Genomic DNA, 26,994 nt, shown 5'->3' with positions numbered 1-26,994 from the left:
GAAAGTGACACCCATGGACCTCACCGCATCAGTTCTTTCCGCACCCGCTTCCCCCGCTGCCGATTCCCGAGTGCTCGTCGTCCTGCCTTCGCTGGGCACCTCCGTGGCAGCCCTATGGCAGCAGGCCGCCACCGAACTGACCGCGCTCAGTCCGGAGACGACGGTCATCGGCATCGACCTGCCCGGTCACGGCCGTTCGGCACCGATCGATGTCCCCGCGGGGACGTCGGTTGCCCCACGGGTGACGATGTCCGACCTCGCCGAGGCGGTCCTGGGCACCCTCGATCGGGTTCTTCCCGATGTGGCCGCCCCCGGCGCTCCCGTCGACCTTGCCGGCGATTCGATCGGCGGAGCAACGGCCCTGCAGCTGGCGCTCGATCACGGCGACCGCTTCGGCCGCATCGCCGTGTTCTGTACGGGCGCGAAGATCGGTGAGGCCTCGGCCTGGGAGGAACGCGCCCAGACGGTGGCGACCTCGGGCACCCCGACTCAGGTCATCGGTTCGGCACAGCGCTGGTTCGGGGGAGGGTTCATGGACCGGGAGCCAGAGGCCTCGGCCGCGCTCCTGCACTCGCTGCAGGACGCCGACCGCTTCTCCTATGCTGCTCTCTGCTATGCGCTGGCCGACTTTGATGTCCGCGCACGACTGCCCGAGATCACGCGTCCCCTGCTGGCCGTCGCGGGTTCACAGGATCAGCCGACTCCGGCGACGAAGCTCGCCGAGATCGCAAACGGAGTCCCCGGGGCGCTGCTCGAGGTCATCGACGGTGCCGCTCATCTTGTCCCGGCCGAGGCTCCGGTCGTGACCGCGGGTCTGCTCGCCGACTTTCTGCAGGGCAAGGGACTCGGCGCAGGGGCCGGCGGCACCGGCGGTGCGGGCGCGACCGCCGCAGACGATTCGGAAGCCGACCTGCCCATCGCGTCCGGGCCGAGGGAGGCCAGCCGCGACGAAATCCGTGAGGCCGGAATGACCGTGCGCCGGCAGGTGCTCTCCGATGCCCACGTCGACCGCGCGAATGCGAAGGTCGACGACTTCACGAGCGACTTCCAGGACCTCATCACCCGCTACGCCTGGGGAGAGATCTGGACTCGGCCGGGACTCGAGCGGCGGATGCGCTCGGCGATCACCCTCACGGCCATGATCGCCGGCGGCCACGAAGCGGAACTGGCGATGCACGTCAAAGCCGCGCTGCGCAACGGGCTCACCCGCGATGAGATCAAGGAGGTCCTCCTCCAGTCGGCCATCTACTGCTCCGTGCCGAGCGCGAACACCGCCTTCTCCGTCGCCTCGCAGGCCCTGGCCGAATACGACGCCGAGGAAGCGAACGCCGACTGAGGCTGTTCGAATCGTCACATTGGGCGTCTGAGGGGTTCCGAGGAACCGCTGTGGGCAATAGGCTGGTGCGGTTGTCTCCCCGATCCCGCGTTTTCCTTGAAGGAGCCCCATGAGTGATGCCCCGGTCTCCCGCGGAGTCTACAAATTCGCTGTCTTCGCCTTGGCGATCGGTGCCTTCGCCATCGGGGTGACCGAATTCGCGACCATGGGCCTGCTGCCGATGATCGCCGAAGAACTGGGCATCACCGTCCCGCAGGCCGGACATGCGGTTTCCTTCTACGCGATCGGCGTCGTCGTCGGCGCACCCCTGATCACGACCATCGCCGCGCACATGGACCGCAAGCTGCTGCTCCTGTGCATGATGGGCCTCTTCGCTCTGGGCAACCTCGCCTCGATGCTCGCCCCGACCGCGACGCTGTTCAATATCGCCCGCTTCGTCTCCGGCCTGCCGCACGGAGCCTACCTGGGCATCGGAGCCGTCGTCGCCGCCTCCCTCGTCCCCGCCAACCGACGCGGCCGGGCCATGTCACGCGTGATGCTCGGCCTGACGATCGCGAACATCTTCGGCGTGCCCTTCGCCGCGGCACTCGGCAATATGTTCGGGTGGCGCAGCGCCTACGCCCTCGTCGCCGGTCTCGGAGTGCTCACCGTCATCATGGTCGCCGTCGGCGTCCCGCGCGTGAAGCTCGGCGCGGTGCCCTCGGCCCGCGGTGAGATCAAGGCGCTCGGACGCGTGCAGATCATCCTCACCCTCGTTGCCGGCTCCGTGGGCTTCGGCGGAATGTTCGCCGTCTACACCTACATCACCCCGACGATGACCGACGTCGCCGGAGTCCCCGGCGTCGCGATCCCGTGGGTGCTCGCCGTCTACGGCCTCGGCATGACCGCCGGCTCGCTGATCGCCGGGCCTCTGGTCGACAAGTCCATCGAACGCTCGGCGACCGGCGGCATGATCCTCTCGGCTCTCGTGCTCGCCGCCTTCGGCGCCTTCACCCATATCGCGGCCGTTGCCATCATCGCGCTCTTCCTCATCGGCGTCTCCGGGTCGATGATCACCACGGCCCTGCAGATGCGCCTGTTCCGCGAATCCCACGACGCCCCGAGCCTGTCCGCGGCCATGAACCACGCCGCCTTCAACCTCGCCAATGCGCTCGGCGCATGGCTCGGCGGAATCGTCATCACCGCCGGCCTCGGCTACCGTGCACCGGCGTGGGTGGGCGTGGGCCTGTGCGTGTCCGGGCTCATCGTCATCTCCTTCGCGATCTTCCTTCGCCGAGGCGGCTCCCCCGAACCGAGCACCCGCACCTCCGTCGACACCTGAGGCCCAGGCCGCGCCGAGAAACGGGTTGAGTGTCGAGAAACGCGTGTGCACGCCCGTGTCTCGACGCCGCGCCCGTGTCTCGATGAAAGTGCCGATACGATGAACGCATGGATCACCCTGCGCCCAGTCCCTCTCATGCCCTGACCCGCCACTCTGATGAATCGACCCGTCGCTCGAAGTCGGCCCTTCTGCTGACCCTCGCTGCCTTCGCTGTCCTCGCTCTTCTGCTGCTGAGCGGATGCGGTTCGTCTGATTCCGAGGGGGATTCCGCAGAAGGTTCCGGAGAATCTGACTCCTCGGCCGCTGCGGGAACCTGCTCCTACCCCGCCGATTCGCAGTCCGCGGCGAAGGACGTCGAAGCACCCGCAGAGGAACCGGAGGCCAAGGGCAGCATCACGGCCACCATCGCGACCTCGGCAGGCGACCTGGCCGCCACCCTGGACGCCGATCGCACCCCGTGCACCGTCAACAGCTTCCTGTCTCTGGCGAAGCAGAAGTACTTCGACGACACCGAGTGCCACCGCCTGACCACCGAGGGCATCTTCGTCCTCCAGTGCGGCGACCCCACGGGCACCGGGTCGGGCGGCCCAGGCTACTCGTTCGCCGATGAGCTCGACGGCTCCGAGACCTACCCGGCCGGCACTCTGGCCATGGCGAACTCCGGCCCGGATACGAACGGCTCCCAGTTCTTCGTCGTCTACGACGACAGCTCGCTGCCGCCCGACTACACCGTGTTCGGACAGCTCGACGAGAAGAGCACGAAGACCGTCTCGGATCTCGCTGCCAAGGGCACAGACTCCGGTACCGGTGACGGCGCACCCAAAGAGAAGGTGACGATCACCGAGGTGACTGCGAAGAGCTGACCGCCCATCCGAGTTGCCCAGAACACTTCGACCACCTAGTAATCTCATTCGGTGAGACTCGGAAATCACGTTTTGTGAGACGAGCGTAATGTCGATTCGTCGCCGTCGACGCTGTGCCAGACACAGCGCCGACGGCCTTTTCCATTGGCACGGACCACCCGCCCGTGCCTGCACTCACGAAACAGCGGAGCACCACCACCATGTCCACCGAAACACAGCCGGAGAATTCCTCCTCGGCACCCGGGGTCGACGACGCGATCGCAGCGACTCGGAAGAACAACACCCGCGGCAAGGTCCTGACCGCCTCGATGGTCGGCACCACGATCGAATTCTTCGATTTCTACGCCTACGCCACGGCCTCCTCGCTGGTCTTCCCGGCCCTCTTCTTCCCCAACCAGACATCGACGACTCAGCTGCTGAGCTCGTTCGCGATCTTCGGCGTCGCCTTCGTCGCCCGCCCCCTCGGCTCGATCATCTTCGGCCACTTCGGCGACCGCATCGGCCGGAAGAAGACGCTCATCGCCTCCCTGCTCATCATGGGCATCGGCACCTTCCTCATCGGCCTGCTGCCGACCGCCAGCACGCCGGGCTGGGTCGTTCTCGCTCCACTGTTCCTCGTCCTCCTGCGCTTCTGCCAGGGAGTCGGCCTCGGCGGCGAATGGTCGGGCGCGGCGCTGCTGGCCACCGAGAATGCCCCGAAGGGCAAGCGCGCCATCTGGGGCACCTTCCCGCAGCTCGGCGCGCCCGTCGGCTTCATCATCGCGAACCTGCTCTTCGTCGCCCTCGGCACCTGGACCTCCCCCGAGGCGTTCCTCGCCTGGGGCTGGCGCATTCCGTTCCTGCTCTCGGCCCTGCTCGTCGCCGTCGGCCTCTATGTCCGCATGTCACTCATGGAGACCCCGGCATTCCAGCTCGTCGCTCAGAAGCAGCAGATCTCGAAGGCCCCGCTCGGACGGGTCTTCGCCACGAGCTGGAAACCGCTCATCCTCGGCACGTTCATCATGCTCGCGACCTACGTGATCTTCTACTTCATGACCGCGTTCACCCTCACCTACGGCACCTCACCGGCAACCCCCGAACAGGCCCAGACCGCCGCCGAGGCGGCAGGGAAGACCTTCGACCCCGCGGGCTTCGTCGCAGGGCTGGGGTACACGAAGAACGAGTTCCTCACCTACCTCATCATCGGCGTCGTGTTCTTCGGCATCTTCACCGTCGTCTCCGGACCACTGGCGGAGAAGCTGGGCCGCCGGAAGATGCTGCTGGGCGTGACCGTGCTCATCGCCGCCTACGGACTCGTCGTCAACACCCTTTTCAATGCAGGGACGCCGGGAGTCATCATCGGACTCATCGTCGGCTTCATCCTCATGGGCCTGACCTTCGGACCGATGGCCGCATATCTGCCGGAGCTCTTCCCCGCCAACGTCCGCTACACCGGTTCGGCGATCTCCTACAACATGTCCAGCGTCATCGGTGCCGGTCCCGCACCGTTCGCCATGGTCGCTCTGTGGCAGGCCGAAGGCGGGTCGATCTTCTACTGCGGTCTCTACATCATCGCCGCGGCGATCGTCACGATCATCGCACTGTGGCTGGCCAAGGACACCTCTGACCTCGACATGGAGGATCAGCTCAGCTGAGCCGAACTCAGACCACCGCCCGAGGGCCCGACCAACGACTTCGCTGGTCGGGCTTCTCTGCATTCATGGCCACGATGTTGACTACGATTTCGTCACAACCGCCTCGGCGATCATCGAAGCGCCATAAGTGTGACTCAGTTCACGGTAGGATTCCTTTCAGACGTTGCTCAGGTACGACCACCGGGCGACCCGCGATTGCGTGACGCAACCGTCACCGACTCACTGGAGGAACCATGAATCGACGCTTGACCCTGGCCACTGTGGCCGTCGGCGCCATGCTCGCCCTGTCCGCCTGCGGCGGTGGCGGCGATTCCGAACCCGCAGCGACGGCCGAGGGCGGTGTCCCCCTCGTCAAGGAGGGCAAGCTGACGACCTGCACCCACCTGTCCTATCAGCCCTTCCAGTTTGAGAAGGACGGCGAGGTGGTCGGCTTCGACGTCGACATCGTCGATGCCGTGGCGAAGAAGCTCGGCGTCGAGCAGGAGATCATCAACACCTCGTTCGAGACGATCACCTCGGGCGCGGAGTTCAATCAGCAGAAGTGCGATGTCGCGGCAGCGGCGACGACGATCACCCCCGAACGCGAAGAGGCCACGGACTTCTCCGAGCCGTACTTCGATGCGAACCAGGCGATTCTGACGAAGGCCGACAAGACCGCGAAGGACGAGAAGGCGCTCAAGGGCTTCAAGATCGCCGCTCAGTCCGGCACCACGGGCCTCGACTACGCCACTGAGAACTTCAAGGATTCCGAGGTCATCACCTACGAGGATCTGCCGCTCTCGCTCGAGGCCCTCAAGACCGGTCAGGTCGATGCCGTCATCAACGACAACGGCGTGCTCTACAACTACAACACCGAGAACCAGGGGTTTGCTGTCGGCTTCGATATCAAGACCGATGAGCACTACGGCATCTCGATGAAGAAGGGCAACACCGAGATGAAGAAGGCCGTGGACGACACGATCAAGGAGATCAAGGACAACGGCGAGTACGACAAGATCTACAAGAAGTGGTTCGGAGAAGCACCGAAGTGATCACCTGCGAATGGGCGGCCTGCTGCGATGAAGTCGTTGCAGCGGGCCGCCCGTTCGGCTGAGTTCGACCGACCTGCCGGAGTCCCAACCGACACTCACGGCACGCACCCCCGGCGGACACCCCCGCCACAGCTTTTCGAAGGACACCCATGTCAGTTCCCACAGCGAACGAGGACGGCCGCCAGACCGGCCCTGCCGTCCCGGCCGCCACCGCCACTCCGAAAGCGAAGATGAGCAAACGCCAGAAGGCGAAGCTCTCTCGCGGCATCCAATACGCCATCCTCGTCGTCATCGCGATCATCGTCGCGCTGGTCGCCGACTGGCCGACGCTCATCGACACGTTCGGGCGCTTCGACATCGCCGCCGACATGTTCCCCGAAGTCATCACGGGAGCGCTGAAGAACACAGTCGTCTTCACCGTTCTCGGCTTCGCCCTCGGCCTGGCGATCGCTCTTGTCGTCGCCCTCATGCGCCTGTCCTCGGTCGGCGTCTACCGCTGGCTGGCGACGATCTACATCGAGTTCTTCCGCGGGCTGCCCGCCCTCGTCGTCTTCCTCGTCATGGGATTCGGTCTGCCGGTGGCCTTCCCCGGCTTCATCCTCCCGCAGCTCGTCATCATCATGATCGCCCTCGGACTCGTGTCCTCCGCCTACATGGCGGAGACGATCCGCGCCGGTATCCAGGCCGTGCCGAAAGGCCAGATCGAGGCCGCCCGCTCACTGGGTATGTCATCATCGCGTGCGATGTTCACGATCGTCCTTCCGCAGGCGATGCGCATCATCCTGCCGCCGCTGACGAACGAGCTCATTCTGCTGACCAAGGATTCATCGCTGGCCTACATCCTCGGATCCTCCGTCGACGGCCGTGAGCTCGCCGCACTCGGCCGCGCCGAGATCGTCAACACCGCCAACCTCACCCCCTTCATCGTCATCGCGCTGTGCTACCTCATCATCACGATCCCGCTGTCGTACCTGTCGCGGGTCCTCGAGCGCAAATACGGTTCCGCAGATTCTGGAGTGAAATGATGACAACCACCTCGCACACTGGGACGAAGACCCCGATCATCGCCATCCGCAACCTGCAGAAGAGCTTCGGGACGAACCAGGTCCTCACCGACATCAACCTCGACGTCGACAAGGGCGAGGTCGTCTGCGTCATCGGGCCCTCGGGCTCGGGCAAGTCGACGATGCTCCGGTGCATCAACACCCTGGAGACGCCCACCGGCGGCTCGATCGTCGTAGACGGCATGGACATGACCGACCTCGATCTCGACATCGATGCCGCCCGCACCCGCATCGGCATGGTCTTCCAGTCCTTCAACCTCTTCGCCCACCTCACCGTGCGTGAGAACCTCACGATCGCCCAGACGAAGGTCCTCAAGCGATCGAAGGCCGAGGCCAACAAGGTCGCCGAGGCGAACCTGGCAAAGGTCGGACTCTCCGAGAAGATGGAGGCCAAGCCGGGATCGCTGTCCGGCGGCCAGCAGCAACGCGTGGCGATCGCCCGAGCGCTGAGCATGGACCCCGACGTCATGCTCTTCGACGAGCCTACCTCGGCCCTCGACCCGGAGACCGTCGGCGATGTCCTCCAGGTCATGCGCAACCTCGCCGAGGCGGGAATGACGATGGTCGTCGTCACCCACGAGATGGAGTTCGCCCGCCAGGTCGCCGACCGCGTCGTCTTCATGGACGGCGGAGTCGTCGTCGAAGCCGGACCGGCCAAGGACGTCATCGGCAATCCCCAGGAGCAGCGGACGAAGGACTTCCTCTCCCGCGTCCTCCATCCCGGCCAACTGGGGTAGCGGTCGGCGTCTCCCCGTAGGCTCAGAGGGTGAATCCGGCGGGGAACGGGTCGCTGGGGTCGAGCATGAACTGCGAGGTCGCGGTCAGCCAAGAACTGCCGGTGATCGTCGGCACCACGGTCACGTGCTCGCCGACGGTCGTCTCCTCGACGAGGCGTCCGGTGAATGAGGTACCGATGAAGCACTCATTGACGAAATCCGTGTTCAGGCCCAACTGTCCGCGGGCGTGCCGGACGGCCATGAGCGCACTCGTCCCGGTGCCTCCGGGCGACCGGTCGAGCCAGCCGGGGTGATTGATGAGCACATGGCGGGCATCCGGCGCTTCGCCATCGGGCCCCGGCTCCGTCGGCGGGGTCAGGAACACGACATGCTCGCAGCCGCGGAAGCCGGTCTCCGGATGCACCGGGTCGATCTGCTCGTTGACGGCGGCCATGATCTCACGGCCTGCAGAGATGAAGTCCCCGCCGCGATCGCGCTCGAACGGGATGCCGACGTCGGCAGCGGAGACGAAGGCGTAGAAGTTCCCGCCGAAGCCGATATCGCATGACAGCCTCCCCCGACCCGGCAAGACGGTTGGTCTGCACGGTCGATCTCGCTCAGTTCTCCAGGACCTCGTTGAGGATGACGCGGTAGCCCTGGCGGGAGTCATAGCCGTGGATCTCTCGGGTGTCGAGCGCCGACATGAAATCGAGCACCTCGGCGGTGATGACCTGTCCGGGCACGAGCACCGGAAACCCGGGCGGGTACGGGGTGACGAATCCAGCCGAGACCGGCTGCTCCCCGCTCTCGACGCGGCGGCGCAGCTCATGCGGCAGCACATGCTCGATGTTCTGGCGGCGCAGCCCCGCATAGTAGGCGGTGCGCAGGTCGCCGTCGGGCAGCTGCTTCGACGGGTCGTCGGCCGGGACCTCGGCGGCGTAGTCAGGGGCGAAGGCCGAGAAGTCGGGCAGCGGCGGCATCACCGCGGCCGGTTCGGTCAACGCGTCCTGTTCGTGGAGCTCGTGCGGATCATTGAACATCCCCGCCAGTTTGACCAGCACCTCGATGAGGTAGGCGATGGCCGAGCGTGAGGTGCCGATGTTCGTCATGAACAGCACGGTGTTCCGGCTCGTCTTGTTCACCTGGATGCCGTAGCGGTCCATGAGGTGCTCGTGCTTGAACGTATCCCCGTCGACTCCCGTGCCCGAGATCTCGACGGTGATGCGGCTGGGATCGACGACGAATTCGTCGCGGACCCAGGCGTCCCACATCGTCGACAGTCCATCGCGCAGCGGCATCGTCCGTTCGGTCACCCGGTATTCCTCGGGGATGAGATCGGCGGCGGTGAGCACCTTGAACGTCTTCTTCAGCAGCGGGTGACGCGCAATCGCCGAGGACAGACTCATCGCCAGGTCGAGCTGCTTCTGCACCAGCGCGAAGCCCTCCATCTCCACCTGCCTGCGACCGAGGTCGAGGGACGCGAGGATCTGGTAGTTCGGCGACGTCGAAGTGTGGGTCATATACGCCTCGTGGAAGGCATCCTCGGCGCCGGAGGAGAACTCCTGATCATAGACGTGGATCATCGACCCCTGACGCAGCGCGGTGAGCGTCTTATGCGTCGACTGGGTCGCGTACACGCGGATCGTCGCGTCCGGCGGCGGCAGCAGGTCCTCCTCCAGCCACACCGAATCGGGGGCGGGGGCGCCGGTCTCCGGATCGAACAGACGCTTCTGCTGCTCCCGGTACGCCGCAGCGTGGGCGTTCGTGGACAGGTTCTCCTCCAGGGTCTCCGCGGCGACCATGGCGGTGCGCTTGCGCGTGACCGGGTGGAATCGGGCGAAGGCGAACCAGGCTTCGTCCCAGAGGAAGACGAGGTCGGGCTTGATCGCCAGGCATTCGGACATGACCTTGTAGGGGTCGTAGACGATTCCGTCGAAGGTGCAGTTGGTCAGGGTGATCATCCGCACCTCGTCGAGGCGGCCGGCGGCACGGTAGTCGAGCAGCAGCTGCTTGATCCTGCCCAGCGGCACCGCCCCGTAGAAGGCGACATCGTTGAGGGGGTACGCCTCGAGGTAGGCGGTGCGAGCACCGGTGAGCATGAGCGCATGGTGGTGGGACTTGTGGCAGTTGCGGTCGACCATGACAACTTCGTCGGGTGAGACGACGGCCTGGTGGACGATCTTGTTCGCCGTCGACGTGCCGTTCGTGACGAAGTAGGTGCGCTTGGCACCGTAGGCCCGGGCGGCCAGCGACTGTGCCTTCTTCAACGTGTGCACCGGTGCGAGCAGGGAATCGAGCTCACCGGAGGTGGCGCTGGATTCGGCCAGCAGCAGGTTGAGCCCGTAGAAGTCGACGAAGTCGCCGATCCACTTCGACCCGACGACGGAGCCGCCGCGGGAGACTGGCAGTGCATGGAAGACACCAGCCGGACGGCGGGCGTGTTCACGGATCGCGTCGAAGAACGGAGTGTCGTAGAGGTGCTGGATGCGGCGCAGCAGGGAGAGGTGGAGTTCGAACTGGTCCTCGCGGCGGAAGACACGACGGAACCGGTGGGTCAGGGCACCTGCGAGGCTTTCGATATGGGCGCCTGCCATGAGGTAGAGGTCGAGTTCGGGGCGCAGATTCGCCAGGGTGTCGGCCAGCCGCAGCACCCGGCGCACCGAATTGAGCGGACTCATCGGCGCCGTCGGCGACTCCTTCGTCGAGGTGTGCGCGAACTCGATGGAATCGCGCAGGTCACGGCTGAGCACCTCGCGGGTGTTGTCGGTGAAACCGGGGCGGATGACGCAGGCGAGCAGGTTCGGGTTCGTCAGGGCCGCCGCCACCGCATCGTCAGCGGTGGGCACGATGACGTAGTCGTAGATGAACTGATCGGAGGCGTTGCGGAGTTTGAGCAGGTCGGTGTGCAGTTCGTCGCGGCCGCCTTCGGTGGTCTCATCGACGATGAGGACCTCGAAGCGGGGACGGGTGTCCTGGCGGTCCTTGAGTTCGGCGCGCTCATCCTCGGTGAGGTCGTCTTCACCGGTGTCGGGCACGGTGGTGCCGCGCAGCCGGTTGACCGCACGTGTGATCATGTCGTGCGCACGGTCGAATTCGCCGTTCGAGAGCAGGTCGGTGATCTCCTCGACATAGCGCTGACCGAAACCTGCCCAGTAGAGCTCGATCGTCTTCAGCGAACGCAGCGAGCGCCACACCTCGCCGTCTTCGGCGATCATCGAGAAGTCCCCGCCGCTGACGGCCAGACGTTTGATCGCGAACTTCAGGTACTCCCAAGCATCCGAACGCAGCCGCCACGTGCTCGCCGGCATTCCCGGATCCCGTTCGAGCTGCGCCCGGCGCGGCGTCGAGGGGGCTCCGACGCGACCGTGCCTGCGGCCGCCGCCCAGGTCGGTGGGCTCAAACTCCTGCGCCGTTGCCTGGTCGGAGTCGATTCCGGTCATGCGAGAGCCTCCTGGCTGTCAGTCTCAGTCCCCACCCCGGTCCGGTGTGGATTTCCTGCTCACGGGCTCAGTCGGCGGACCGTACTGATTCCGTTGTTGCACGATCATACGACCTCACAGTTTCGAATGGGCAGGGTGGTGGGCAGTTGAGACAACCACAGGAGGCGAAATGATGATAAGCATGGAGTATGGACACCTCCGCGTCTCTTTCTGCAGGTCATCTCATCGTCGAGGAACTCGAAGCACACGGAGTCACTCGCACCTATCTGGTTCCCGGCGAGTCGTACCTCGATGTCATCGACGGACTCCGCGATTCGTCGATCACCTCGATCGTCTGCCGCCAGGAGGGCGGGGCGGCCTATATGGCCGTCGCCGAGGGACGGATGACCGGGGTGCCCGGAATCGCCATGGTCACGCGTGGTCCCGGTGCGGCGAACGTCAAGGTCGGCGTCCACACCGCCTTCCAGGATGCGACCCCGCTCGTCGTCTTCGTCGGCCTCATCCCCACCGATCATCGCGGCCGCGAATCCTTCCAGGAGTTCGATCTGAACGGCTGGTTCTCCTCGACCGCGAAGAAGGTGCTCACCCTCGATGACCCCGACAAGGCCGCCGAGGTGGTCGTCGACGCCATGCACACCGCCGTGACCGGGCGGCCCGGTCCCGTCATCGTGGGCCTGCCCGAAGAGGTCCTCGTCCGCCCCAGTTCAGGGACGGTGCTTCCCCCACGTGTGCACGGCTCAGCCTCCCCCTACGCCGGGGACGTCACGGAGCTGCGGGCCCGCATCACCGCAGCCGACCGTCCTGTGCTCGTCATCGGCGGAGAGGACTGGTCGCCGTCGACCTCGCGGCGCATCGCCCAGTGGTCACGCGACCGCGGCCTCGGCGTGATCGGCACCTTCCGCGCCTATGACGGCATCGACCACGACAGTCCGAACTTCCTCGGCATCCTGGGCTACGGTGCGGCCCCCGTGGCGAAGAGAGTCCTCGCCGAGGCGGACCTGCACATCTACTTGGGCTGCGTCCGCACCGATGTGGCCACCGACGGGTTCACGAACGGCGTCGACCAGCGCACCGTCGTCATCGGCCCCGATGCCGATGCGCACGGCCATTTCGGTCGTCTCGACCAGCACATCGTCACCTCGGTGAGCCGGTTCGCCCAATCCCTGTTCACCGAGGAGGGCACCCGCACCTATTCGGTCTCCTCCGACGGGTCGATCGACGAACCGCCGCTCGGCGATGACCTGTCCGAAGCGGCCGGGGATGCTGTGCCGCTGCCGGATTGGGTCGCCGAGGCTCGGGCCGAGCTCGAGGCGTGGCGGAAACCGCAGGTGGCAGCGTCGGGGTCGGCCGCCTCGGCGGGGTTCGTCGACATGGACGAAGCATTCGTCCATGTGAAGGAGCTGCTGCCCGAGGACGCGATCATCACCTACGGGGCGGGGAACTTCTCCGGCTGGGCGACGCGGTTCCTGCCCACGCACGGGTTCCCCTCGGCGCTGGGGCCGCGCAACGGATCGATGGGATTCGGTCTGCCCGCCGCGGTCGCCGCCGCGCTCGTCCATCCGGAACGGTCGGTGTTCTGCATCGCCGGTGACGGGGATTTCCTCATGAACGGGCAGGAGATGGCCACGGCCGTCCAGTACGGCGCCGACCTCACCGTGGTGCTCAACGACAATTCGGTCTACGGCACGATCCGCGGCCATCAGGACCGCGATTACCCGGGCCGGGCCACCGCCACGGCACTGCAGAACCCGGACTTCGCGGCCATGGCCACGGCCTTCGGCGGACTCGGCATCCGCGTCGAACGCACCGAGGACTTCCGTGACGCCTTTCAGCGGGCGCTGGAACACAACGGGCTCTCGCTCGTCCACTGCATCACGGATCCGTCCGTGCGGGGCGCGCGGCTGCCGTGAACTCTCGCGGCGACGGCGGGCGAATCTGGCTAAGGTGACCGTATGAGAATCGACGCGATCTTCACCGACCTCGACGCACACACCCTTGATCCGTCGCGCCCGCGGGCGCAGAAGATCGGGGTGTGGGGCAACCGGATCATCGGCTTCGATGAGGAGCTCGACGGCATTGAGGCCGATCGGGTCGAGTCCCTGGACGGGGCGACGGTGCTGCCGGGCTTCAACGATGTGCACTGCCACACCACCTGGTTCGGTCTCACCCTGGCCTCGGTCGATGTCACGGCGTTGCCCGGCGGTCTGCCCGATGTGTATGCGGCGCTCGAGAAAGCCGCGGCGACGACTCCGTCCGGGGAGTGGATCGAAGCCACGGGATACGCCCACCGTGACTACGACGGGCAGTATCCGGACCTGGCTCGCCTCGACGAGATCACCGGGGATCGTCCCCTGTTCATGCGGCAGACGTCCGGTCATGCCGCGATCGCCAACACCGAGGCGATGCGTCGGGCCGGCATCCTGGAGCCGGGTTTCGAGGAGCCGGTCGGCGGGAAGGTCGTGCGTGACGCGGCCGGTCATCCCACGGGGCTGATCGAGGAGACCGCGCAGACTCTGGTCCAGGATCTCATCCGTCCGTATTCGCTCGACACCGTCGTCGACGCCCTCGATCTGGCGACGGCCTACTACGCGAAGGAGGGCATCACGTCCTTCGGCGAATGCGGAATCGCCTATGGCTGGATCGGGCACTCCCCCATCGAGATCAGCGGCTACCTGCGGGCTCGGGAGGAGGGCAAGCTGCGGGCGCGTGCTCAGCTCATGCCGCAGGCCGACGGGCTGCACCCGATCGCGGCGAACTCCGCCGACGGGTTCGGCATCGGTCTGGATGCGGGACTGCGCACAGGCCTCGGCGATGATCTCATCTCGATCGGGCCCGTGAAGTTCTTCATGGACGGTGCCTTGTCCGGCGAGACCGCGGCGCTGCGGGAGAACTATGCGGGCAAGGACCACCCCGGTTATCTGCAGGACGACGCGGAGGTGCTGCGTCAGCAGATCCTCGACACCTATGCCTCCGGGTGGTCGCTGGCCGTGCACGCCATCGGTGATGCCGCCGTGGATGCCGCGGTCGCCAACATCGTCGAGGCGCAGCAGCGCTATGGCCGCCGGGCGGTGCCCAACCGGATCGAGCATGCCGCATTGGTCCATGACGAGCATCTGGCGACGCTGGCCGAGCACGGAATCGTCGTCACCCCCCAGGCGGCGTTCGCCGATGGCATCGGGGACGGGATGAACGCTTCGCTCGGCCCGGACCGCCGGCACCTGATCTACCGGGCGAAGTCGTTCGTCGATGCGGGTGTGCCGATGGCCGGCAGCTCTGACCGCCCGTGCGCCGACGGGAATGTGCTGCGCGGAATCGAAGCCTTCGTCACCCGCAGGACCCGGGGCGGGGATGTCATGGGCTCGGCTGCCGAAGCCTTGAGCGTCGATGAGGCGATCGCCGCCTATACGGTCGAGGCGGCGAAGGCCTCGGGCCAGGGCGCCGACAAGGGGACGCTGAGCCGCGGCAAACTCGCCGACTTCGTCGCCTTGGAGACTCACCCAGCCAACGTCGCGGCGGACGAGATCGCACAGATCCCCGTCCGCGCGACCGTCTTGGGCGGCAACTACACCCACACCTCCCCCTAATTGCTACCTGACGGCGGCTCAACAACCTCGCGCGAGGTTGCTGAGCCGCCGTCAGGTAGTTCCTAGCGGGGGAAGTCTAAGTCGGTGAGGACCTTCTCGAAGACTCCGAGTCCGCGCTCGAGGTCCTCTTCGCTGATGTTGATCGGCGGGACCACGTGCAGCCGGTGGTAGTTGTTGAACGGGATGACACCGTGTTCCTTCAGCGCCGCCACCACCGAGGCGACCTCAGGTGAGCCGCCGCCGTAGGGCGCCAGCGGGTCCTTGGATTCCTTGTCCCAGACGAGTTCGATCGCCCAGAACGCTCCGGTGCCGCGGACCTCGCCGACGTGCTTCGAATTCTCCGCAATCTGCCGCAGACGGGGGCCGATGATCGTCTCTCCGATATGGGCGGCGTGTTCGATCATGCCCTCGTCGGCCATCGCGTTGATCGTCGCGACCGCGGCCGCGCAGGCCAGCGGGTGCCCGGAGTAGGTCAGACCGCCGGGGTAGACGCGTTCGGCGAAGGTCTCGAAGATCGCGTCATTGATGACGACTCCGCCCAGCGGCACGTATCCGGAGTTCACTCCCTTGGCGAAGGTGATGAGGTCGGGCACGATGTCGAAGTGCTCGAAGGCGAACCACTTGCCCGACCGTCCGAATCCTGCCATCACCTCGTCGGCGATGAGCACGATCCCGAACTCGTCGCACAGCGCCCGCACACCCTGCATGTACTCAGCAGAGGGCACCATGATGCCGGCGGTGCCGGGAATGGATTCGAGGATGATCGCCGCGATCGTCGCCGGTCCCTCGAGTTCGATGGTCCGGCGCAGGTGCTGCAGGGCGCGTTCGGTCTCTTCCGCCTCGGTGGCGGAGTGGAACTCCGAGCGGTAGAGGAAGGGTCCGAAGAAGTGGACGACGCCGGAATCCCCGGTCTCGTTCTCCCACCGGCGCGGGTCACCGGTGACGTTGACGGCCGTCTGGGTTCCGCCGTGGTAGGACCGGTAGCGCGAGAGCACCTTCGTTCGCCCGGTGTGCAGCCGCGCCATGCGGATGGCGTGTTCGTTCGCGTCCGCTCCGCCGTTGGTGAAGAACACGTGGTGGAGCCCGGCCGGTGTCCGTTCGGTGATGAGGCGAGCCGCTTCGGACCGGGCGGCGTTGACGGTGGCCGGGCTGATCGTGCACAGCACATCGGCTTGGTCCTTGATCGCCTGCACGACGGCCGGATGCTGGTGGCCGATGTTCGTGTTCACCAGCTGCGAGGAGAAGTCGAGGAACTCCTGCCCCTCACCGTCGATGACCGTCGATCCCTGTGCGCGGGCAACGGTCGGCGGGTCGATGAGTCGCTGTGCCGACCATGAATGGAAGACGTGCGCGCGGTCGAGCTCCCGGGCTCGGGCGGATTCGTCTTTGAGCGCTGCGAGGTCGGCCTCGCCGAGTTGGTGCACCATTGTCACCCTTTCACTGAAGTACCGGGGATGAGCGCGGAATCCGCGCCCGTGGGGTCATCGTAGAACACATTCGACTACAGTGACGAGCATGTCTTACCGGACCATCGTCAGCCCCGTCGAGGCCGAGATCGAGATCAAGAGATCCCGCTTCCTCACCCGCCTCTCCCCCGCCGCCGATGAGGCCGAGGCCAGGGCCGTCATCGCCGAGGCACGCGCCGAGCATCCGAAGGCCCGCCACCATTGTTCGGCGTTCGTCCTCGATGTGGATTCGCGCACTCAGCGCTTCAGCGATGACGGGGAACCGGCCGGCACGGCGGGCGCTCCGATCCTCGATGTCGTCACCGGCCACGATCTGACCTTCGTCGTCGCCGTCGTCACTCGGTACTTCGGCGGCACCCTGCTGGGCGCTGGAGGACTCGTGCGCGCTTACGGTCAGGCCACCTCGGCGGCGGTCGATAAGGCCCGGATCGTCACCCGTCGTGAACGCGTCCCGGTGTCAGCAGCCGTCGACTATGCCCAAGCCAACGCCCTGGAGCGGGCGGCCGGGAATCGGGGCTGGACGACGCGGGCCGAGTACGGCGGTGAGGTCGGACTCGACGTCCTGGTTCCCCTCGCCGAGGTGGCCGATGCCGTGGCGATGTACGCCGACCTCACCGCCGGTCGGGCAGAGCCCGAGGTCGGTGAGGTCGAGTGGGTGTGATCAGTCGAGCGCGGCGATCTTCGCGACCTGCGCGTTCGTGAGCATGACGAGATCCTCGGGGCGGATCTCGATCTCGAGACCGCGACGGCCCGCCGAGACGAACACGGCGGAGTGATCGAGCGCGGTGCGGTCGACGACGACCGGCACGGCATGGCGCTGCCCGAACGGCGAGACTCCCCCGACGGGGTAGCCGGTGCGGCGTTCGGTCTCGGCCACACCCGACAGCTGGGCCTTCTTCGCTCCGCGTGCGGAGGCCAGAGCCTTGAGGTCGAGCTGACCGGAGACGGGAACGAGCGCGGTCACGGGTGTGCCGTCGACCTGGATCATCAGGGTCTTGAACACCTGATCGGAGCTGACGCCGAGCTTGTCGGCGGCCTCCGAGCCGTAGCGCCGAGTGGCGGGATCGTGTTCGAAGCTGCGCAGGCTGTAGTCGATGCCTGCCAGGTTGAGCACTCGCACGGCCGGGGTCGCCGCGCTGGAAGTCTTGGATGCAACTGTCATAAGGGGGTAGTGCCTCCTGCCCGCAGGTCGGCGGGGCTCGAAGGCGCAGTGTTCACGACTTCGTGTCCCCGCGTCGATACGGACGGAATGTTGTATCGGTGCTGATAGGTACCCGCCCACAATAGGCGAAGTAGGCTCGCGGACGCCAATTCCCATGACCTCAAGTGACTCGCCGGTAGGCCCGCTGACCGGTTCTGACGGGGGGCGCTCAGCCCCAACCGAGCTCGTGGAGCCGGTCGTCGTCGAGACCATAGAAATGCGCGATCTCGTGGACGATGGTGATGACGATCTCCTCGCGCAGGTGGTCCCTGTCCTCGGCGAAGTCGATGAGGTTGTCACGATAGATGAAGATATTGTCGGGCATCTCGAACCCCGCGATCCCCCGCTCCCCGATCGGCGTGCCGTCATAGAGGCCGAGCAGGTGTCGATCACCGTTCTCCGGCCGGTCCTCGACGAACAGTGCGACATTGTCCAGCTGTTCGGTCACCCCGGCAGGCAGCAGATCCAGGGCTTCGCCGAGGATCGCGTCGAACTCCTCATCACTCAGGGCCTCCATGCCTCCCACTCTAGCGACTTCGATCCCCTCGCCGAGGCGGCCCTGCGGAGCGTCCGAAACCACCGTTTTCGGCGTGTGACCGAGGACACTCTGTTTCGTTTTGCATTCCGCGAATCGGGTGGGATAAGCTTAACGTCGTTGCCCACGGGGAATCCGAGGACAACCTGGGCCCCCATCGTCTAGAGGCCTAGGACACCGCCCTTTCACGGCGGCGACACGGGTTCGAATCCCGTTGGGGGTACGGTGTAAGATCGTAAGGTCTTCCATCACAACAGCAAGGCCCTGTGGCGCAGTTGGTTAGCGCGCCGCCCTGTCACGGCGGAGGTCGCGGGTTCGAGTCCCGTCAGGGTCGCGGAGCATAAGGCTCTTCTTCGGAAGAGCCTTTGTTTCTCTCGACATACTTATGTATGTCGGGGGCTCGGCTCTGTAGCTCAGTTGGTAGAGCGTTCGACTGAAAATCGAAAGGTCACCGGATCGACGCCGGTCGGAGCCACAACACGAAGGCCTCGCCTTCCCAGTTAAACACTGGGGAAGCGGGGCCTTTTCGCTTTTGCATTTGACACCGCTGCTGGTTTGTGCGCGTGGATGCTTCGAGTCTCTTGCTCAAACTCGTGGATGTTTTTTGGATGTTTTTGGATGCGCCTCCGGGCCGGGGCGCGACGCTTCGCAGGGCAGCAACTCCGATCCCTTCTCTACGGCCAGCGTGTTGACCCTGGCAAATTTCCCGTACCTCGCCATAGATTGCAGAGCACAACCACGAGGAGGTGAGCGAGAGTGACTGAAGTCCCAAATATATGTAAGTGTGGAGGATCGGTGAAGCTGATCCGTCCGCGAGAGCAGAGCCTAGTTGGTGAGCGCGTTTGGACGTGCGTGAAGTGCGGACGCATCTACGCCACTGTCTCTGACTGAAACCTGACTCAATCTAGATTCAACAACGGCCCCGGCTTCATTGCCGGGGCCGGGTCGGCGAAGATACACCTCATGCGCTCTTGAGGGCGGTGTAGAGCGTCTGTCGGCTAACACCGAGGCCTCGGGCGAGGTCGGCGACACTAACGCCGTCCTGCCGCATCTGAGCGGCTTCCGCGACCTGTTCATCCGTGAGCTTCTTTGGGCGGTGGGCGTATGCTCCGCGTGCTTTCGCGGCGGCGATCCCTTCGGCCTGCCTTTCCTTGATAGTTTCGCGTTCGAGTTCTGCGAACGCACCCATAACCGCGAGCATGAACTTCCCCTGGGCTGAGTTAATGTTCATTTCGGGAGTGTCGAGGAATTCGACGCTCACGCCTTTGTCGTTGAGTTCTTGGACGATAGCGAGCAGGTCTCGCGTCGAACGTGCGAGCCGGTCAATCGACTTCACACGAACAACGTCGCCTTCGCGTGCGTGATCCATCATGGCTTTGAGCTGGGGGCGGTCGCGATCTTTGGCTGAGACTTTCTCGACGTAGAGTTTGTCGTGGTCTCCGGCGGCGGCGAGCGCTTCGAGCTGCCGTGCTTCGTTCTGCTCTGCCGTCGAAACACGAACGTAGGCGAGTGTCTGGCCCTTGGTCATTTTGATTCCCTTTGTTTTGAGCGACGACCTCCTGCCGTCTGCGTCTAACTGAACTCTAGACATGGTTGGACAGTGTGTCAAGAAACCAATTTCGACTGTCGTTAGACGCTAGATTGTGAGCTTCAGCGATGAATGGCGGTTGTTTTACAGACTGAGATGGCGGCTCAAGTCGAGAAGGATTAATAGGCGAGTCTCTTCCGGTCCATATCGTGGTCGTCGAGACTACCTAGAGCGGTGACGACTCATCGCGTTGAGGATCACACGAGAGTGGACCAGTAGTCCCAGAAGCGGTTGGCGATCAAAACGATGATGAGGAGGAACCAGCCAGTCAGGATCGCTCCACGGTATTCGTGGAGCAGGTTGATCCACTTTTGTCCCTTGCTCAGTGATCTGAGGTTTCGGGTAGAGGTGTACCAAAAGATGGGGATCGTCACTGCCCACACTGCCATGCAGTAGGGACATAGTGCCCCGATGACGTAGAGGCTCTGATAGATCAACCAGTGCACGAAGATGACCGCGAACGTGACACCGATCTGAATGGTGGCCCAGTACCAGGCGGTGTATCGCCCTCCAGCGAAAAGACCTACGCCGATAGCCGCGACGATGGCGAAACCTGCGACGCCGATGATCGGGTTGGGAACACCAAATGCCGCGGCTTGCGGAGTCGCCATTACCGAGCCACAGGAGAGAACTGGGTTGGCGTTGCAGCTGGGGATATAGTCCGGATTGGCGGCCAGTGTCATCTTCTCCACCAGCAACACCACAGCCGCTATCAACCCGATGAGCCCGCCTACGACGAATAACGCTGCCAGGCCACGGGACGACGTGACCGGGGTTTCTTGTGTCTCCGTCTCGTTGCCGGTCTCAGTCTTGGAGGGCAGCATCGAAAGCTTCCTCCAGGTCAGTGACGCTTTCGGGTTGGAGCTTCTCGCCGTCGAGGAAGAACGTTGGCGTGCCGGTGACTCCGAGGGCCTGCCCGTCCTTCTGGCTCTGCTCAACGCGCTCGAGAGTGGCCGGATCATCATAGGCTGCGGTGAACTGGTCCATGTCCAGGCCGAGTTCCTTAGCGTAACCAGAGAACTTCTCGCGTTGTGATGTCTCCTGGTGGCCCCATTCGTCTACCGTTTCGAACAAACGTTGATACATCGCCTCGAACTCGCCCTGTTCAGCAGCCGCCTCGGCGGCCAGGGCTGCGTTGACGGAGTTGTTATGTAAGGGCATATGACGCACGACGAATGTGACACGGTCCCCGTATTCCTTTCGCAGGTCCTCGATGACCGGGTAAAGAGACAGGCAGCCTTCGCACTCGAAATCAAGGAACTCCACGAACACGGCTTCGCCACCCTTAGACAAGCGGGGGCTGTCATCGCGGACCAGTAAGTCGGCGGTGTCTGCACTGGTGGGTGCGGTGTCCGATTGTGGTTCGTTGCTGTCGTCATTGAACACCAGCAGACCGGCGAGGACGAGGGCGGCGACGCCGATCATTGCTAGCGAGATTTTCACGCTGCGGCTCAACGGTCGCTCACTTTCACGTAGGTCTTCGAGGATGGCATCATGCTGGCATCACTCACATCGGATGGGTGGAAAAACTGCGGTTCGTGTAAACGGATCTGCGCTCAATGACAATGACAACCGCCCTTGCAATCTCATGCACCAGTCTGGAAGCCACAATATTGAGAACAGCGATGGAGAACGGAAGGCATCATGATGCTATCCAGAACCCAAAAGACATATCCAGTCACTACCGGTCGCCCAGTCTTGGCTGGATCCAGGCTTAGGGCATCGTTCTCACGATTGTGATTGTAAATTCGACCGCGGCTGACTTCACTGTAAATGCTGATCCGCCTGCCGGAACTCTCGATGCTCAGTTGCTCGCGTTGGTGCGCACGTACAGTGCTTCGGCGATCCTGCGGTCGAGCACCTCCCAGTACGAGCGGCCGTCGAGATACTGCAGCCTGATCTCGATTGGTCATCATTTCAATTCTGGTCGTCGCGGATCATGAAGAGCGTTCCTGCAACCGCTACTATGACGATCACGATGTCAGCGATGTTGCCGATGAACCAGTTGCCGTAGGCGAGGAAGTCCGCGACGTGCCCCTGCGCGAATCCTGGTTGGCGGAAGAGTCTGTCTCCGGCGTGCGAGGCGGCGGCCCCGCCGAGCGCACCGATCCCCACCGCCCACCCGGGCCGTCGGACACGAAACGCGAAGACAAGCGCGGCAATGGCGACGGCCACGGCCACCAGAGCAAACACCCAGGTGAACCCCTCGCCGAAGGAGAACGCCGCGCCGGGATTGTAGGCGAGCTGCAAGCCCAGCAGGTCACCGACCAGCGGGATTCGCTCACCCTCGATGAGCGTGGCCTGGGCCCACGCTTTCGTTCCCTGATCGATTAGGACGACGACCAGGGCCAGCAGGAGCGACGCTGCGGTGAGCCGCCAGCGCCCCCTCTGCGGCGGCTCTACCGACGCCGGCTCAATGTCGGAGGTCGCGTCCGGGGTCATGCGAGGGCCTCGATGAGGCGGATGATGACGCCGGACTCGACCAGGATGAACAGGCCCAGTCCGATGAACACGACCGGGACGAGCCAGTGCTCGACGCGTTCGAGCGTTTCGGTGACGGCCTTGTGAGTTCCGATTAGGCGTCCGGCCGCGCACCACACGGCGACGAGTATCAGGAATACGACGATCATGATCGTGACGTCGCCGGGCGAGCTGGTGCGGAAAATGGGCGTGTAGAGCGAGATATTGTCGGCCCCGTTGGCGATCGTGATCCCGGCGACGCCCCACAGCCCGACCGCGGCGATCTTGTCATCGTCATCGCCGTTGCGGCGCAAGCCGCGCACGAGGGCCCAGATACCGATGCCGAGCGGGATCAAGCCGAGGAATCCCACCCACTCATCCGGGATGATCGTGAGACCGAGCGCAGCGACCACGCTGATCACGACGAGGGTGATGAACCCGAGGTACTGGCCCACGACGATCTGCCATGGACGAAGCTGGCCTCGGCGAGAGGCGAGGAACAGCACTGTGAGCACGACGATGTCGTCAATGTTGGTCGCAGCGAACAGTCCGATCGCTGATCCGATGGTCGTGAGCATCAGCTCTCCAATCGTGATCTGCGGGTGCGGGCAGCACGCAGACCGTTGAGGATCACGACGACCTCCGCGACCTCATGGACCAGGACGACAGTGGCGAGCCCCAGGACCCCAAACAGGGCCAGAGGGAGCAGTACGGCGATAATCAGCAGCGACAGAATGATGTTCTGATTAATGATCCGCCGACCACGGCGGGCGTGATCGAACGCACGCGGGATCAGGCGGAGGTCGTGGCCGGTGAAGGCGACGTCGGCGGACTCGATCGCTGCGTCGGAGCCGGTAGCTCCCATCGCGATGCCAATATCCGCGGCCGCGAGAGCCGGGGCGTCGTTGATGCCGTCTCCGATCATCGCGACTGACCCCACCTTCGACAGATCACCGATCGCAGCAGACTTGTCCTCGGGACGCAGCTCCGCGCGCACGTCATTGATGCCCGCCTGGCCAGCCAGCGCACCAGCGGTCCGGGCGTTGTCTCCGGTGAGCATCGTCATCCCAATGCCCTGATCCGCGAGCGTGCCGACGACCTCGGAGACTTCAGGGCGCAGCTCATCACGGACACCAACCGCCGCGTCCGGGAAGCCGTCGCGGTGGACGATCACGACGGTCATGCCTTGCTCTTCCAGGGTTGAGACCTGGCCACCGAGCTCGCCGGCGTCGAGCCAGCGGGGGCTGCCGACGGTGATACGAGCGCCGTCGACAATGCCTTCGACGCCGTATCCGGTCTGCTCGGTCACGTTCGCAGCTGCGGGCACACCGGGTGCAGATGCCGTGATCGCTGCCGCGAGGGGATGCGTGCTGTGCTGCTCCAGCGCCGCCGCCCAGGCCAGCGCCTGCGTCTCAGCAACGCCGTCCACGGTCAGGACGGCGGTGACCGCGGGCTCGTTGCGGGTCAGGGTGCCGGTCTTGTCGACGGCGACGTGCCGGATCGTGCCGAAGCGCTCGAAGACGGCACCGGACTTGATGATCACGCCGAACTTGCTCGCCGCACCGATCGCGGCGACGACCGTCAACGGCACCGAGATCGCCAACGCACATGGAGAGGCGGCGACCAGCACGACGAGCGCACGCGTGATCCACACATCCGGGTCACTCAACAGCGACCCAAGGATCGCGACCACCGCAGCGAGGATCAGAACGCCGGGCACCAGTGGACGGGCGATCCTGTCCGCGAGACGAGCACGCTCGCCCTTCTCCGTCTGTGCCTGCTCCACCAGCTCGACGATCGTGGTCAGCGAGTTATCGGTGCCCGCCGCAGTCGTCTCGACCTCCAGCGCGCCCGAGCTGTTGATCGCGCCCGCCGACACCTCATCACCCGGATCGACCTCGACCGGAATCGACTCCCCAGTGATCGCCGACGTATCCAGGCTGGAGCGCCCCGAGCGGACGATCCCATCGGTCGCGATCCGCTCGCCTGGGCGGACGAGCAAGATTTGCCCGGCAACCAGCTCCTTCGCGGGGACCTCGACGGAGACGCCGTCGCGCAACACGATCGCCGTCTCCGGCACGAGCTTCAGCAACGCCCGCAACCCGCCCCGGGCGCGGTCCATCGCCTTATCCTCCAGCGCCTCAGCGATCGAATACAGGAACGCCAGAGCCGCAGCCTCCTCGACATACCCGAGGATGACAGCGCCGATCGCACTGATCGACATCAACAGCCCGATACCGAGCTTGCCCTTGAAAAGCTTCCGGATCGCTCCCGGAGTGAACGTCGACGCGCCCAGCAACAGACCGATCCAGAACAGCACAAGCCCCAGGATCTCGAGGGCGGACCAATCGAAGATCAGCCCGGTCAGGAACGCAACGCCGGAGAACACCGGCACCATGATTCCGCGATCCTTCCACCAGGGTCTCTCTACTTCTTCGATTTCCTCTCCCGCCGTGGCAGCAGGCTCGTGCTCGCAGCCGCACGCCGCGCTCACGCGTCGGCCCCCGCTCCGCAGCACCCCGGCACTATGCACGCCGAATCCACGCACGGCGCGTGCTCATCCACGGCCAGCGTCACGTCCACCAGCGCGACGAGCGCAGCAGCGAGGTGCGGATCGGCGATCTCGTATCGCGTCTGTCGGCCCTCCGGCTCAGCGACCACGATCCCGCAATCGCGCAGGCAGGTCAGATGGTTCGACACGTTCGAACGCGTCAATTCCAACTCTCGAGAGAGCACAGCCGGGTAACTCGGAGCGTCGAGCAGCGTCATCAGAATCTTGGAGCGCGTCGGATCCGCCATAGCCCGGCCGAGCCGGTTCATGACGTCGAGGCGTGAAGCAATAGTCAGCATGTACTGAACTATACAGTGCCAGCTGACCTATGTGTAATCTAGAGTCGCATGCTTGATCACCGATACCGTGAAGCCGTTTTTGACCCACAGTGGTACACAAAGAGGCTCAACGGTAAGCGCTGCGGCGCGGAAGCGGATATGCCCAATAAGGAATGGCCATCACCCTCCTGCCTGCTCGGCGGTGAGCTTAGACAGCTGTGATCCATATCCCCGCTGGCAGGCCATGTGATTCGAGTCTGAATTCTACGAATTGTAGAATTATCTTAAGAATTCATACTGCCCAAGGAGCCAACGTGCAAAACACCTATGCGCAGCGATCGCGACTTCGATCCTTTTCCCGCCTGGCCTACGGGAGCGCTTTGCTCGCGGTCACGCTGGGTGCGATCACCGGATGCGCTCCCGCCGACAAAGGCGTCGAGGACACTTCCGGATCAAATGATCAGGGGTACGTGGCGGGCACGGGAGTGATCACGCAGATTCCCGAATCGCAACGCTCAACACCCGTGCAGCTGGCCGGAAACACGACGAACGGGGATGCCTTCGACCTACAAGAATGGCAGGGTAGCCCAGTGGTATTGAACTTGTGGTACGCAGCGTGCCCACCGTGTCGAGAAGAGGCACCAGACCTTCAGGAAAGCTACGAATCGTTTAGCGAGGAGGGAGTGGCCTTCCTGGGAATCAATGTCCGAGATGAAGCTGCTGCGGCAAACGCATTTGCTCGACAATTCGGCATCACCTACCCCTCCATGCTCGACAAAGAAGGGCGGGCAGTGGCGGCCTTGAGCGGTCTTCTTCCACCGCAGGCCGTACCGTCGACGGTGATTCTCGATTCCAAGGGCCGTCCTGCTGCTCGTGTCGTCGGGATCGTCGATCGCTCGACTCTTGATGGCCTCATCACTGACGTACTTGCCAAAGACACGTGATCGCTGTGGCAACGATCGGTGAACAGTTCTCACAGATAGCAAGCTCGGGCCCGATGCTGCTGGCAATCCCGATTGCTGTGATCGCCGGGATCATCTCGTTCCTGTCGCCATGCGTGTTACCACTGGTGCCTGGCTATCTTGGCTATGTCACTGGACTTGCCGGGAAGTCACTCGAAGATCAGAAGACATTCCGCGTGGTCATTGGTGTGTTCTTGTTCATGCTCGGCTTTTCGGCAGTCTTCGTCTCAATTGGACTCGTCTTTTCTCTCACAGGGATACTTCTCAGCGCCTGGGCGGACGTGATCAATCGCATCATGGGTGCGATCGTCATCGTGGCAGGGATCATCTTCATGGGCGGATTGAGTCTCCTCCAGCGGGAGTGGCGTATCAAGAGCCGCCCTCAGGCGGGATTGTGGGGAGCACCGCTTCTCGGCGGAACGTTCGCGTTCAGCTGGGCCCCGTGCATGGGGCCGACATTAGCGGCAGTACTTGCTTTGACGACCAGTTTCGGGCCGACAGGATCCGGTGCCTTGCTTCGCGGGACCATATTGACCCTCAGTTATTGCCTGGGTCTTGGCATTCCCTTCCTGCTTGTCTCTTTGCTACTCATCAGAGGCGGCGGTCGCATGAGGTGGGTCAAAGATCATCATGCAGCAATTACCCGTGCGGGAGGGGCCGTTCTCATCGGAATCGGAATACTGCTGATCACTGGAGTATGGACTCAATGGGTCAACGGACTGCAGGGGCTTATCGGTGGATTTTCCACCGTGGTCTGAAATGACCGTTCACTGACACATGGATTCAAGTCTGAAGAGTGAGCGCAGATATCTCTCGAAAACCTTTAATTTTATAAGACGGTCGAATCGAAGGACCGGCACCATCATGAAGGCTCGAAATTGCGGTCTTGGAATTGTCTCGACAACTCGTCTCGCAGAAAACTGTCTCAGAGTCGCGACACCTCGGGCTTTGTAAGTCATTCTGG

The 26,994-nt window shown here is 64.2% G+C and carries 24 protein-coding genes and 3 tRNA genes; 15 read left to right on the top strand and 12 right to left on the bottom strand.

The features are described from left to right. Window positions 1-13 precede the first annotated feature (13 nt). The 7 genes from pcaDC (at window position 14) to GUY30_RS03385 (ending at window position 7,986) form a co-directional block, all read left to right on the top strand. A complete protein-coding gene (gene pcaDC, locus GUY30_RS18230; RefSeq protein ID WP_167194091.1) occupies window positions 14-1,336 on the top strand; it encodes a bifunctional 3-oxoadipate enol-lactonase/4-carboxymuconolactone decarboxylase PcaDC in 1,323 nt (440 codons plus the stop codon). 109 nt (window positions 1,337-1,445) lie between these two features. Continuing rightward, complete coding sequence (locus tag GUY30_RS03410; protein ID WP_167194089.1) at window positions 1,446-2,657, top strand: MFS transporter; 1,212 nt, start codon at window positions 1,446-1,448, stop codon at window positions 2,655-2,657. A 107-nt stretch (window positions 2,658-2,764) separates the two neighbouring features. Continuing rightward, a complete protein-coding gene (locus GUY30_RS03405; RefSeq protein WP_167194087.1) occupies window positions 2,765-3,520 on the top strand; it encodes a peptidylprolyl isomerase in 756 nt (251 codons plus the stop codon). 200 nt (window positions 3,521-3,720) lie between these two features. Beyond that, window positions 3,721-5,154, top strand: a complete 1,434-nt coding sequence (locus GUY30_RS03400; protein ID WP_228281659.1) for an MFS transporter — start codon at window positions 3,721-3,723, stop codon at window positions 5,152-5,154. 233 nt (window positions 5,155-5,387) lie between these two features. Continuing rightward, window positions 5,388-6,185 carry a basic amino acid ABC transporter substrate-binding protein gene (locus GUY30_RS03395; RefSeq protein WP_228281658.1) on the top strand — a complete coding sequence of 266 codons (798 nt, stop codon included), beginning with the start codon at window positions 5,388-5,390 and terminating at the stop codon, window positions 6,183-6,185. A gap of 230 nt (window positions 6,186-6,415) precedes the next feature. Continuing rightward, the gene (locus GUY30_RS03390; RefSeq protein ID WP_167200663.1) at window positions 6,416-7,210 is read left to right on the top strand and encodes an amino acid ABC transporter permease; all 795 of its coding nucleotides are present in this window, start codon (window positions 6,416-6,418) and stop codon (window positions 7,208-7,210) included. After that, window positions 7,210-7,986 (top strand): amino acid ABC transporter ATP-binding protein, encoded by a 777-nt coding sequence (locus GUY30_RS03385; protein WP_323127782.1) that lies wholly within the window; start codon window positions 7,210-7,212, stop codon window positions 7,984-7,986. The genes GUY30_RS03390 and GUY30_RS03385 overlap by 1 nt, the downstream gene beginning before the upstream one ends. A gap of 22 nt (window positions 7,987-8,008) precedes the next feature. On the opposite strand, the gene GUY30_RS03380 is transcribed toward GUY30_RS03385, so the two are convergent. Both GUY30_RS03380 and GUY30_RS03375 read right to left on the bottom strand, forming a co-directional pair. Beyond that, window positions 8,009-8,554: a proline racemase family protein gene (locus GUY30_RS03380; RefSeq protein WP_167194086.1), complete on the bottom strand. Its 546-nt coding sequence runs from the start codon at window positions 8,552-8,554 to the stop codon at window positions 8,009-8,011. Between the two features lie 28 nt (window positions 8,555-8,582). Continuing rightward, a complete protein-coding gene (locus GUY30_RS03375; RefSeq protein ID WP_167194084.1) occupies window positions 8,583-11,405 on the bottom strand; it encodes an aminotransferase class I/II-fold pyridoxal phosphate-dependent enzyme in 2,823 nt (940 codons plus the stop codon). Window positions 11,406-11,593: 188 nt separating this feature from the next. On the opposite strand from GUY30_RS03375, the gene GUY30_RS03370 reads away from it, so the two are divergent. After that, a complete protein-coding gene (locus GUY30_RS03370; RefSeq protein WP_167194082.1) occupies window positions 11,594-13,315 on the top strand; it encodes a thiamine pyrophosphate-dependent enzyme in 1,722 nt (573 codons plus the stop codon). A 42-nt stretch (window positions 13,316-13,357) separates the two neighbouring features. Beyond that, the gene (locus tag GUY30_RS03365; RefSeq protein ID WP_167194080.1) at window positions 13,358-14,989 is read left to right on the top strand and encodes an amidohydrolase; all 1,632 of its coding nucleotides are present in this window, start codon (window positions 13,358-13,360) and stop codon (window positions 14,987-14,989) included. 62 nt (window positions 14,990-15,051) lie between these two features. Here the strand turns inward: GUY30_RS03365 and GUY30_RS03360 are convergent, their stop codons facing one another. Next, on the bottom strand, window positions 15,052-16,416 hold the full coding sequence (locus GUY30_RS03360) for an aspartate aminotransferase family protein (RefSeq protein WP_167194078.1): 1,365 nt from the start codon (window positions 16,414-16,416) through the stop codon (window positions 15,052-15,054). An 88-nt stretch (window positions 16,417-16,504) separates the two neighbouring features. Here GUY30_RS03360 and GUY30_RS03355 point away from each other — a divergent pair, with 88 nt between their 5' ends. Beyond that, on the top strand, window positions 16,505-17,116 hold the full coding sequence (locus tag GUY30_RS03355) for a YigZ family protein (protein ID WP_167194076.1): 612 nt from the start codon (window positions 16,505-16,507) through the stop codon (window positions 17,114-17,116). Here GUY30_RS03355 and ybaK read toward each other — a convergent pair whose 3' ends face one another. Together ybaK and GUY30_RS03345 are read right to left on the bottom strand one after the other, a co-directional pair. Further along, on the bottom strand, window positions 17,117-17,617 hold the full coding sequence (gene ybaK / locus GUY30_RS03350) for a Cys-tRNA(Pro) deacylase (protein WP_167194074.1): 501 nt from the start codon (window positions 17,615-17,617) through the stop codon (window positions 17,117-17,119). Window positions 17,618-17,825: 208 nt separating this feature from the next. Then, complete coding sequence (locus tag GUY30_RS03345; RefSeq protein WP_167194072.1) at window positions 17,826-18,173, bottom strand: metallopeptidase family protein; 348 nt, start codon at window positions 18,171-18,173, stop codon at window positions 17,826-17,828. A 168-nt stretch (window positions 18,174-18,341) separates the two neighbouring features. Here GUY30_RS03345 and GUY30_RS03340 point away from each other — a divergent pair. The 3 genes from GUY30_RS03340 to GUY30_RS03330 all read left to right on the top strand — a co-directional run bounded on the left by GUY30_RS03340 (window position 18,342) and on the right by GUY30_RS03330 (window position 18,666). Continuing rightward, window positions 18,342-18,414: transfer RNA gene (locus tag GUY30_RS03340), tRNA-Glu, on the top strand. 37 nt (window positions 18,415-18,451) lie between these two features. After that, window positions 18,452-18,525, top strand: a tRNA-Asp gene (locus tag GUY30_RS03335). A 68-nt stretch (window positions 18,526-18,593) separates the two neighbouring features. Further along, window positions 18,594-18,666, top strand: a tRNA-Phe gene (locus tag GUY30_RS03330). A gap of 486 nt (window positions 18,667-19,152) precedes the next feature. On the opposite strand, the gene GUY30_RS03325 is transcribed toward GUY30_RS03330, so the two are convergent. The 7 genes from GUY30_RS03325 to cmtR form a co-directional block, all read right to left on the bottom strand. Beyond that, window positions 19,153-19,782, bottom strand: coding sequence for a recombinase family protein (locus GUY30_RS03325; RefSeq protein ID WP_425546426.1), 630 nt, complete (start codon window positions 19,780-19,782; stop codon window positions 19,153-19,155). Window positions 19,783-19,976: 194 nt separating this feature from the next. Beyond that, entirely contained in the window at window positions 19,977-20,603 is a 627-nt protein-coding gene (locus GUY30_RS03320) for a vitamin K epoxide reductase family protein (protein WP_167194070.1), read from the bottom strand. Then, window positions 20,584-21,204, bottom strand: a complete 621-nt coding sequence (locus tag GUY30_RS03315; RefSeq protein WP_092106876.1) for a DsbA family protein — start codon at window positions 21,202-21,204, stop codon at window positions 20,584-20,586. Before GUY30_RS03315 ends, GUY30_RS03320 begins: the two co-directional genes overlap by 20 nt. 492 nt (window positions 21,205-21,696) lie before the next feature. Further along, window positions 21,697-22,221 carry a signal peptidase II gene (locus GUY30_RS03310; RefSeq protein WP_166825320.1) on the bottom strand — a complete coding sequence of 175 codons (525 nt, stop codon included), beginning with the start codon at window positions 22,219-22,221 and terminating at the stop codon, window positions 21,697-21,699. Further along, window positions 22,218-22,817, bottom strand: a complete 600-nt coding sequence (locus GUY30_RS03305; RefSeq protein ID WP_009885365.1) for a cadmium resistance transporter — start codon at window positions 22,815-22,817, stop codon at window positions 22,218-22,220. Before GUY30_RS03305 ends, GUY30_RS03310 begins: the two co-directional genes overlap by 4 nt. Then, window positions 22,817-24,733 (bottom strand): heavy metal translocating P-type ATPase, encoded by a 1,917-nt coding sequence (locus GUY30_RS03300; RefSeq protein WP_208091478.1) that lies wholly within the window; start codon window positions 24,731-24,733, stop codon window positions 22,817-22,819. The genes GUY30_RS03305 and GUY30_RS03300 overlap by 1 nt, the downstream gene beginning before the upstream one ends. Further along, window positions 24,730-25,089 (bottom strand): Cd(II)/Pb(II)-sensing metalloregulatory transcriptional regulator CmtR, encoded by a 360-nt coding sequence (gene cmtR, locus GUY30_RS03295; RefSeq protein WP_009885367.1) that lies wholly within the window; start codon window positions 25,087-25,089, stop codon window positions 24,730-24,732. Before cmtR ends, GUY30_RS03300 begins: the two co-directional genes overlap by 4 nt. Before the next feature lie 293 nt (window positions 25,090-25,382). On the opposite strand from cmtR, the gene GUY30_RS03290 reads away from it, so the two are divergent. Together GUY30_RS03290 and GUY30_RS03285 are read left to right on the top strand one after the other, a co-directional pair. Then, window positions 25,383-26,012 carry a TlpA family protein disulfide reductase gene (locus tag GUY30_RS03290; RefSeq protein WP_092106880.1) on the top strand — a complete coding sequence of 210 codons (630 nt, stop codon included), beginning with the start codon at window positions 25,383-25,385 and terminating at the stop codon, window positions 26,010-26,012. Beyond that, complete coding sequence (locus GUY30_RS03285) at window positions 26,009-26,788, top strand: cytochrome c biogenesis CcdA family protein (protein WP_166825317.1); 780 nt, start codon at window positions 26,009-26,011, stop codon at window positions 26,786-26,788. Before GUY30_RS03290 ends, GUY30_RS03285 begins: the two co-directional genes overlap by 4 nt. Window positions 26,789-26,994 lie beyond the last annotated feature (206 nt).

The organism is Brevibacterium pigmentatum (assembly GCF_011617465.1).
GTDB classification, from domain to species: domain Bacteria; phylum Actinomycetota; class Actinomycetes; order Actinomycetales; family Brevibacteriaceae; genus Brevibacterium; species Brevibacterium pigmentatum.
Note: the sequence above shows the minus strand (reverse complement) of the source record. Positions and strands in the feature narration are given on the sequence as shown.

Excerpts from the sequence above, each read along its gene's own strand:
- GUY30_RS03375 (WP_167194084.1), bottom strand. The coding sequence starts at position 11,405 with ATGACCGGAATCGACTCCGACCAGGCAACGGCGCAGGAGTTTGAGCCC.
- GUY30_RS03360 (WP_167194078.1), bottom strand. The coding sequence starts at position 16,416 with ATGGTGCACCAACTCGGCGAGGCCGACCTCGCAGCGCTCAAAGACGAA.
- GUY30_RS03305 (WP_009885365.1), bottom strand. The coding sequence starts at position 22,817 with ATGCTCACGACCATCGGATCAGCGATCGGACTGTTCGCTGCGACCAAC.
- GUY30_RS03325 (WP_425546426.1), bottom strand. The coding sequence starts at position 19,782 with ATGTCTAGAGTTCAGTTAGACGCAGACGGCAGGAGGTCGTCGCTCAAA.
- pcaDC (WP_167194091.1), top strand. The coding sequence starts at position 14 with ATGGACCTCACCGCATCAGTTCTTTCCGCACCCGCTTCCCCCGCTGCC.
- GUY30_RS03395 (WP_228281658.1), top strand. The coding sequence starts at position 5,388 with ATGAATCGACGCTTGACCCTGGCCACTGTGGCCGTCGGCGCCATGCTC.
- GUY30_RS03410 (WP_167194089.1), top strand. The coding sequence starts at position 1,446 with ATGAGTGATGCCCCGGTCTCCCGCGGAGTCTACAAATTCGCTGTCTTC.
- GUY30_RS03310 (WP_166825320.1), bottom strand. The coding sequence starts at position 22,221 with ATGACCCCGGACGCGACCTCCGACATTGAGCCGGCGTCGGTAGAGCCG.
- GUY30_RS03345 (WP_167194072.1), bottom strand. The coding sequence starts at position 18,173 with ATGGAGGCCCTGAGTGATGAGGAGTTCGACGCGATCCTCGGCGAAGCC.
- ybaK (WP_167194074.1), bottom strand. The coding sequence starts at position 17,617 with ATGACAGTTGCATCCAAGACTTCCAGCGCGGCGACCCCGGCCGTGCGA.
- GUY30_RS03365 (WP_167194080.1), top strand. The coding sequence starts at position 13,358 with ATGAGAATCGACGCGATCTTCACCGACCTCGACGCACACACCCTTGAT.
- cmtR (WP_009885367.1), bottom strand. The coding sequence starts at position 25,089 with ATGCTGACTATTGCTTCACGCCTCGACGTCATGAACCGGCTCGGCCGG.
- GUY30_RS03370 (WP_167194082.1), top strand. The coding sequence starts at position 11,594 with ATGGACACCTCCGCGTCTCTTTCTGCAGGTCATCTCATCGTCGAGGAA.
- GUY30_RS03390 (WP_167200663.1), top strand. The coding sequence starts at position 6,416 with ATGAGCAAACGCCAGAAGGCGAAGCTCTCTCGCGGCATCCAATACGCC.
- GUY30_RS03385 (WP_323127782.1), top strand. The coding sequence starts at position 7,210 with ATGACAACCACCTCGCACACTGGGACGAAGACCCCGATCATCGCCATC.
- GUY30_RS03355 (WP_167194076.1), top strand. The coding sequence starts at position 16,505 with ATGTCTTACCGGACCATCGTCAGCCCCGTCGAGGCCGAGATCGAGATC.
- GUY30_RS03320 (WP_167194070.1), bottom strand. The coding sequence starts at position 20,603 with ATGCTGCCCTCCAAGACTGAGACCGGCAACGAGACGGAGACACAAGAA.
- GUY30_RS03400 (WP_228281659.1), top strand. The coding sequence starts at position 3,721 with ATGTCCACCGAAACACAGCCGGAGAATTCCTCCTCGGCACCCGGGGTC.
- GUY30_RS03315 (WP_092106876.1), bottom strand. The coding sequence starts at position 21,204 with ATGATCGGCGTCGCCGCCCTCGTCCTCGCCGGTCTGCTGGTGTTCAAT.
- GUY30_RS03405 (WP_167194087.1), top strand. The coding sequence starts at position 2,765 with ATGGATCACCCTGCGCCCAGTCCCTCTCATGCCCTGACCCGCCACTCT.